This is a genomic window from Alphaproteobacteria bacterium (genome assembly GCA_035625915.1).
Lineage (GTDB): Bacteria > Pseudomonadota > Alphaproteobacteria > JACZXZ01 > JACZXZ01 > DATDHA01.
The window spans coordinates 1-3132 of the sequence record DASPOR010000074.1; the positions used below are offsets into that span (position 1 = coordinate 1).

4 protein-coding genes are annotated in these 3132 nt (G+C 61.0%); all 4 read left to right on the forward strand.

Features of this window, described 5'->3' with window-relative positions:
• Positions 1 to 110: 110 nt before the first annotated feature.
• A complete protein-coding gene (locus VEJ16_06285; protein HYB09258.1) occupies positions 111 to 335 on the forward strand; it encodes a helix-turn-helix domain-containing protein in 225 nt (74 codons plus the stop codon).
• 123 nt (positions 336 to 458) lie between these two features.
• The gene (locus VEJ16_06290; protein HYB09259.1) at positions 459 to 794 is read left to right on the forward strand and encodes a hypothetical protein; all 336 of its coding nucleotides are present in this window, start codon (positions 459 to 461) and stop codon (positions 792 to 794) included.
• A gap of 105 nt (positions 795 to 899) precedes the next feature.
• Positions 900 to 1973: a hypothetical protein gene (locus tag VEJ16_06295; GenBank protein ID HYB09260.1), complete on the forward strand. Its 1074-nt coding sequence runs from the start codon at positions 900 to 902 to the stop codon at positions 1971 to 1973.
• Between the two features lie 435 nt (positions 1974 to 2408).
• The coding region (locus tag VEJ16_06300; GenBank protein ID HYB09261.1) for a Fic/DOC family N-terminal domain-containing protein at positions 2409 to 3132 on the forward strand (724 nt) is incomplete at its 3' end.

Consider the following 3132-nt stretch of genomic DNA (forward strand, 5'->3'; position numbering starts at 1 on the left):
ATCGGTCTTTCTGCGAAAGTCTACGCTACAGCACTACGACACGATAGAAATCCTTGCGCGCGGCACTCAAACAGCGTTTGCATGTTCGTCGAGACGGATGGAGGGCATTCATGGCGCATGTCTCGATTCCGGAAATACCATTGGCCGAGCGCAAAGCGTTCTCGCTAGGCGAGGCGGCAGGGTTGACGGGACTGTGCGTCTCAACCCTGTACAATTTGATGGGCAATGGCCGGCTTCAGACAATCAAGGTTGGCGGGCGTCGCTTGGTTACGCGAGAAGCACTCGATGCGTTGCTTGGGGCGTCGGGCACGGACGTCACCCCTACCGGGGGCTAAAAGTCGTTGTCTCCAAAAATGGCCGTCGACCGTAATGCGGAAGCGAACGGGCAGCCGCCCGAGCTGTTCCCGGTCTTCCGGAGCATGAGAAAACCGAACTACAGGGGCCGTGAGTCCGGAGCTATGTCACGATCGACCGATGCGCCGCTCTATCCTGATGAAGCCGAGATTGCGCGGCGTGTCCTTGGTGAACGCGCGCAGGAATGGCCGGGCAAAGCGGCTGTGCTCGAGCGGGACGGCTTGCCCAAGATCGATCCCTTAATGGGCGGTCGGTTCTGGCCCGCCGTGCGTCAGTGGTTCCTGGATCGCCACGGCCTTATGGGGCAGTTGCTTGGCGGCGAGACCTTGCCCGCAAAGAGCCGAGTTCGGGTCGTTCCATTCGCACCGGACGGGGAGGTCGACTTCGATGGCGAGAAAGCGCAAGCCGCTCGTTGTCGACGGCGAGACCGTCGAACTTGACGCGCCAGGTCTGCAGAAACCAAAGAGGCACGCGCTCGCGGGTATCTGCCTGTAGCGGGACGCCTGGAGCTCCAGCATCGATGCAAGCTGCTTACCGGCGAAATGTTGGCATGGCTTGGCGATCCAGACGGCCAGAAAAAGCCAGTCTATGAGGGCACCGTGGCCGCACTGATCCGCTGCTATCAGACGGACAAAAACTCGCCTTACCATGGTCTGCGCCAGAGCAGCGCACGCGTTTATACCGACTGGTGCCGGACGCTCGAGCGCGCGATCGGCAAGCGCCGCGTGGATCATCTGAGCGGGCAGGACATCCGCGACTGTTTCCTATCCCTGATGGAGCCGGCAGAGCCCGGCGGTGCGCCGCGCGTGCGTCTCGCAAAGTCCTGCACCCGATCGATGCTAACGATTCTGCTCAACTACGGCGCTGAGCTCGGCTTACCTGGCTGCCTCAACCTCGCACAGGTGCTCGAGCGCATGACGCTACGCGTGCCTCAACCGGTGCGGCGGGCTTGGAAGGCGGCCAGGCCAAAGAAAAGAGCAATGACGTACGACCAGGCCGCAGCAATTGTCACCGAAGGCCTGGCGCGCGGCACTCGACGTCATCGTTCAATCGCTCTCGGCGTCGCCGCGCAATTCGAGCTCACTCTCAGGCAGGTCGACGTCATCGGTGAGTGGGAAAAGATCGATCGCACCGTTGCTCTCGGGCCAGGGGCAATTATTGATCGTGGCCAAGTTTGGCGTCATGGACTGCGGTTTGAGGACTTCGCAGGCGGCGAACTCGACCTCGAGACGTCGAAGACAGAAACCAAGGCCGTGTTTGACGTCACTGTCTATCCGCTCTTTCAACAAGCCCTCGCAAGCGTACCTCTGTGCGAGCGCCATGGTCCGCTGGTGACCGACGATAACGGCTCACCAGTCCGTAGGCGATACTACTGGGATCTCTATCGTGATGTTGCTGATGCCGCTGGAGTGCCCCGGTCAGTGTGGAGCATGCACGCACGACATGGCGGTGCGACTGAGGCACAGCAAGCGGGGGTCGACTTGGACATCGCCGAGCACGCTCAGCACTCCGACATCAACACGACCCGCAAACACTACATCGTGCCATCGGTCGAGACGTCGAGGCGGGTGGCTAGGCAACGAGTTGCACACCGGCAGGCGAAGAAGAACACACCGTGAAAACAGCATTTCCAACAGAATTTCCAACTGGTTTCCAACAGGAAGGGCTAAGTGCTGGCGCGCCCGAAGAGATTCGAACTCCTGACCCCCAGATTCGTAGTCTGGTTCGAGCCTTTGATTTCATTGTGGGCGTTGTAGAACCCCCAATAGTTCGTCAGAGTTTTCAGGACGATCGGCGGGAGGTCCTGCCCCCTTTCGACCCGTGTCTGACAAAAACTGCGCCGGGATCACTCGGTCGGCTGACAGTCGCATCGTGATCGCGCGCTTTTCAGCGACGGAGGCGCGACGCAGGCTCCCAGACGCAAAATGACGAAGGCCCCCCCGCCGGAGGGCCCTGGAAGGGAGCCGCGCAGGCTTTCGTTGCCCCTCTTCGTAATTAAAGGAAAATGGCGTATCCTTTAGTAAGCGTGGGCTGCAACTAAAGGATTCGCGAACATGAAGGGAACACCGACGACCCGGCTGGGCCAGTTGGTCGAGACCGTGGTGGGTGGCGAGCGGGTCAGGGCATTTCTGCCATCACCTCTCCCGCCCGATCCTCCACTCGACCTCAACGGGCTGTTAACCCTCTACGACGCCGCCCGCGGAGCGGTCGGCCGGCTCGATGGGGTGACGACGATCCTGCCATCCACGCCGCTGTTTCTGTTCATGTATGTACGCAAGGAGGCACTCCTCTCGTCGCAGATCGAGGGCACCCGATCTTCGCTCTCCGATCTTCTCCTTTTCGAAAACGACGAAATTCCGCACGTTCCGCTGGACGATGTCGCCGAGGTCTCGAACTACGTCGCCGCGATGGAACATGGTCTCAAGCGGCTACGAGGCGGCTTCCCGCTTTCGCTGCGTCTCGTTCGCGAGATGCACGAGATCCTGCTCAAGTCCGGGCGAGGCGCGAGCAAACAGCCGGGTGAGTTCCGGCGCTCCCAGAACTGGATCGGCGGCACGCGGCCGGGCAACGCGCTGTTCGTTCCGCCACCACCGGATCGCCTTACCGAGTGCCTCGACGCATTCGAAAAATTTCTTCACTTGGATGATCCGCAGCTGCCGCCGCTGATCAAAGCGGGGCTCGCGCACGTGCAGTTCGAAACCATTCACCCGTTCCTCGATGGCAACGGGCGACTCGGCCGGCTATTGATCACGCTGATGCTGTGCGAGGCCGGCGCTT

What these genes read in the sequence shown, in the direction of transcription:
- VEJ16_06285 (HYB09258.1), top strand. Translation starts at nt 111, where the DNA reads ATGGCGCATGTCTCGATTCCGGAAATACCATTGGCCGAGCGCAAAGCG.
- VEJ16_06290 (HYB09259.1), top strand. Translation starts at nt 459, where the DNA reads ATGTCACGATCGACCGATGCGCCGCTCTATCCTGATGAAGCCGAGATT.